The organism is Porphyromonas sp. CAG:1061 (assembly GCF_000435035.1).
Lineage (GTDB): Bacteria > Bacteroidota > Bacteroidia > Bacteroidales > Porphyromonadaceae > Porphyromonas_A > Porphyromonas_A somerae.
Genome location: NZ_HF988859.1, coordinates 1 through 3,956, shown reverse-complemented (window position 1 = coordinate 3,956; position 3,956 = coordinate 1). Strand labels below are relative to the sequence as shown.

Sequence of the window (3,956 nt, the reverse complement as noted above, 5' to 3'; positions counted from 1 at the left end):
CCTTACCCGCTTGTCTAGGACAAGCTACCCATGTTAAGACTGTAACTTTAGTTTATACTTCTTAAAGCACCCCCTCTGAAAGAGTGCCCTATTTCTTAGCGTTGTCTGCTAGATAATTGGTATCTTAGCCATCTAAAACAGATAATAATCTTTAGATAAAAACAACAAGATGAGCAACACAAAAAAGAGCGTGCTACTGACCGGTGCTGGCGGTAGTATTGGTAGAGAGATAGTGAAGCAACTAGTAGCGAGTGGGCAGTATGAGCTGCGGGTCTTTGACCTCGACAACCCTCGCAACCGAGAGTTCTTCGACCGCTACGAAGGAGCCCTCAAGGTATATTTTGGCGATATCACCGATCCCGAGAGCTTGGTGGAGCCCACCACCGATGTAGATGTGGTGCTGCACATGGCTTCGGTGATTCCTCCTTTGGCACACGACCGACCAGAGCTAGCTCAGAAGGTCAATGTAGAGGGCACGAAAAACCTGATCAATCAGCTAGAGCAGCACTCCCCCAACGCCTTTATCGCCATCGCCTCGAGTGTGGCCACCTACGGCGACCGTCTGCTCGACCCTTACATCAAAGTCTCCGACCCACTCACCCCTGCGGAGGGCGACAACTACGCCGAGACCAAGATCGCTATGGAGCGGCTGGTACAAGAGAGTAAGCTTAGCTGGACCATCTACCGCCTTGCAGCGATTATGGGTGTCGGCAACCACCACGTAGGTAAACTCATGTTTCGGATGCCCCTAGAGCAGATTATGGAGATCGCCACCCCTCGTGATACCGCTAGAGCATTTGTATATACCTTAGAGTACCTAGATGAGGTAGAGGGCAAGATATTCAACCTCGGCGGAGGAGCAGAGTGCACCACCACTTACGGAGAGTTTTTGGCCAAAAACTTTGAGCTCTTTGGCTTAGGAGCCCTAGACTTCCCTTCTCACGCTTTTGCCACCAAAAACTTCCACTGTGGCTACTATGAGGATGGGCAGGAGCTAGAGGATATCCTCCACTTCCGCAGAGATACCCTCACCGACTACTACCAGGCGGTAGAGAAGAGCACCTCTTGGGTGGCTCGAGTGGCGGCAAAGGCAACACGCAAAATCGTAAAGAGCTATCTCCTCTCCAAGAGCGAGCCCTACAAAGCATGGGTGGAGCAAGATGAAGAGGCGATGCACCTTTACTTCCGTGAGCCAGAAAATAAGTAGGAGGCTTTGCGCGCAGGCGATCTGCGGCGTTGCTTTCGGAATTCGGGCTCGGTCACGTACGTGAGTACGCTCCCATCGCCCTCATCCTCAGCGCCTACCATCTCATCCTGCGTGCAAAGTCTCAGTAATATAAGATATCATAAATCTATAACTCATTTATTATGACCATCAAAAAGCTACTCCTAGTAGGAGCTACCAGCCTACTAGCCCTATCAGCTCTAGCACAGAGCCACGAACCTCGCTGGGTACGGCAAACTGCCCTGAGCCCCGACGGAAAGGAAATCGCCTTTACCTACATGGGCGACCTCTACACGGTGCCAGTATCTGGTGGATTGGCCAGGCAGATCACCTCTCACCCCGCTTACGACCAAGCACCCGTTTGGAGCAAAGATGGGCAAAAGCTCGCCTTCGCCTCGGATAGAGAGGGCAACTTCAATGTCTATATCACCTCACGTATCGGAGGAAATGCCACCAGAGTGACCCTCGGTAGCACACGGCAGATCCCAGTTGCCTTTCTCGATGATGAGACCATTCTCTTTGATAGCTATATTCGTCCTGCCAAGGAGATGGGGCTCTTCCCCTCAGGAATGTTCACCCAGCTTTATCAGCAAAAGATATCGGGTAGCCGGCCCAAGATGTTCTCAGCCATCACGATGATAGAGCCTTCAATAGGTGCCGACGGACGAATTCTTTACACTGACCTCAAAGGGTACGAGGATAAGTTCCGAAAGCACCACACCTCCTCTGTGACTCGTGATATTTGGCTCTACAATCCTACCGATAATAAGCACCAAAAGCTCACCACCTTCAAGGGCGAAGACCGCAATGCCCTTTGGCTTCCTGGGCAAAGGGAGTACCTTTACACCAGCGAGGCAGATGGCACACTCAATATATATAAGGGAAGCCTAGAAGGAAAGGCACCAGTACAGCTGACCCACTTCGAGAAGCACCCTGTGCGCTATATGAGTATGGACGGGAGGGGCAACGTGGCCTTTTCGTGGAATGGAGAGCTCTACTATATGCCACTTGGTGGGGAGCCTACCAAGGTGGCACTGCAGGTAGTCGCCGACTACTCCAAGCCTGAAGTGGAGTATCGTACCATCACCCGAGGGGCGACGGACTACGCATTATCTCCCAATGAAAAGGAGGTGGCCTTTATAGTCCGTGGCGATGTCTTTGTCACCAATATCGAGTACGGCACCACTCGCCGCATCACCAATACCCCCGAGCAGGAGAGAGACCTCACCTGGAGCCCGGATGGCCGAAAGCTGGTCTACTCTGCCGAACGAGGTGGACAGTGGAATCTCTATATGACTGAACTGGCGAGGGAGGCGGATAAGGAGTTTGTCTACGCCAAAGAGTTCAAGGAGACACAGCTCACCAATAATACCGAGCTACCTTCGTTCCAGCCCGAATTTAGCCCCGATGGCAAAGAGATCGCCTTCCTACGTGATCGCTCGGCTATCTACGTCCTCAACCTCGCCAGCAAGGCGGAGCGAGAGGTGATGAATAAGAAGTACCAATACTCCTACTCCGATGGCGACCAAGACTTCGCTTGGAGCCCCGATAGCAAGTGGATCATCACAGAGTATATTGGCATCGGTGGATGGAATAATAAGGATGTGGCCATCATCAAGGCCGACGGCAGTGGCACCACCCACAACCTCACCGAGAGTGGTTACTCAGAGGGTGCAGGTCGCTTCGTACTCAATGGCAAAGGCATCATTTTTGCTTCCGATAGAGCTGGATACCGCAGCCATGGTAGCTGGGGAGCTGAGTACGACCTCTACCTCATGTTCTTAGACCAAGAGGCTTACGACGCATTTATCCTCGATAAGGAGGAGCGTGAGAAGTTGCTACCAAAGAAGGAGGAAAAGGACGACGACAAGAAAGAGGATAAGAAAGGTAAGAAGGATAAAAAGGCAAAGGAGGAGACCAAAGTGGTCGCTCCACTTACCTTCGACCTCGCACAGCGCGACTACCGCACTGTACGCCTTACACGTACTAGCGGTTTCCAAAGCGACTTTGCGATGAATCCTAAGGGCGATAAGCTCTACTACCTCGCCTACTTCGACGATGCCACTAACCTCTACGAGATGGATCTGGCCGAGAAAAAGACGGAGATGCTACTCGCCGACGTGGGCAATGGACTGCTAGAGATGGGCAAGGATGGCAAGACCCTCTACCTATTCTCTGGCAAGGGAATGTACAAGATTGAGGGTAAGAGCAAGACCCCTATCACCTTTGCTGCAAAGTTTGAGTACCGTGGTGCTAAGGAGCGTGAGTATATGTTCGACCACGTGGTGAAGCAGGTGGCGAATAAGTTCTACGATAAGGACCTTCACGGCGTTGATTGGCAAGGCTATGCCGATAACTATCGTGCCTTCCTCCCTGAGATCAATAATAACTACGACTATGCCGAGATGCTCTCCGAGCTACTCGGTGAGCTCAATGCCTCTCACACTGGGGCAAGATACGGTGGTCGCCCTGCTAATAGATCAACCGCTTCGCTCGGACTATTCTACGATGATAGCTACGAGGGGGTAGGCGTGAAGATCGCCGAAGTGATCCCTGGTGGCCCAATGGACAAGGCGAAGTCTATAGCTAAGCCAGGGGTGATCATCACCAAGGTGAATGGCGAAGAGATCGCCCCCGATAAGCCGATTGAGTACTATATCAATGGGCACACTGGTGAGTGGATAACTCTCACCCTCAAGGGCACCGACCAAAAGGAGGTAGAGGAGCAGGT

Annotated in this window: 2 protein-coding genes; both read left to right on the top strand. The window is 52.0% G+C overall.

Annotated features, from left to right (window positions below; all coding sequences use genetic code 11):
* Positions 1-169 precede the first annotated feature (169 nt).
* Positions 170-1,207, top strand: a complete 1,038-nt coding sequence (locus QVO39_RS01480) for an NAD-dependent epimerase/dehydratase family protein (protein WP_021902716.1) — start codon at positions 170-172, stop codon at positions 1,205-1,207.
* Positions 1,208-1,368: 161 nt separating this feature from the next.
* A partial coding sequence (locus QVO39_RS01475; protein WP_288171441.1) for a S41 family peptidase occupies positions 1,369-3,956 on the top strand: 2,588 nt, incomplete at its 3' end.

Excerpts from the sequence above, each read along its gene's own strand:
- QVO39_RS01480 (WP_021902716.1), top strand. The coding sequence starts at position 170 with ATGAGCAACACAAAAAAGAGCGTGCTACTGACCGGTGCTGGCGGTAGT.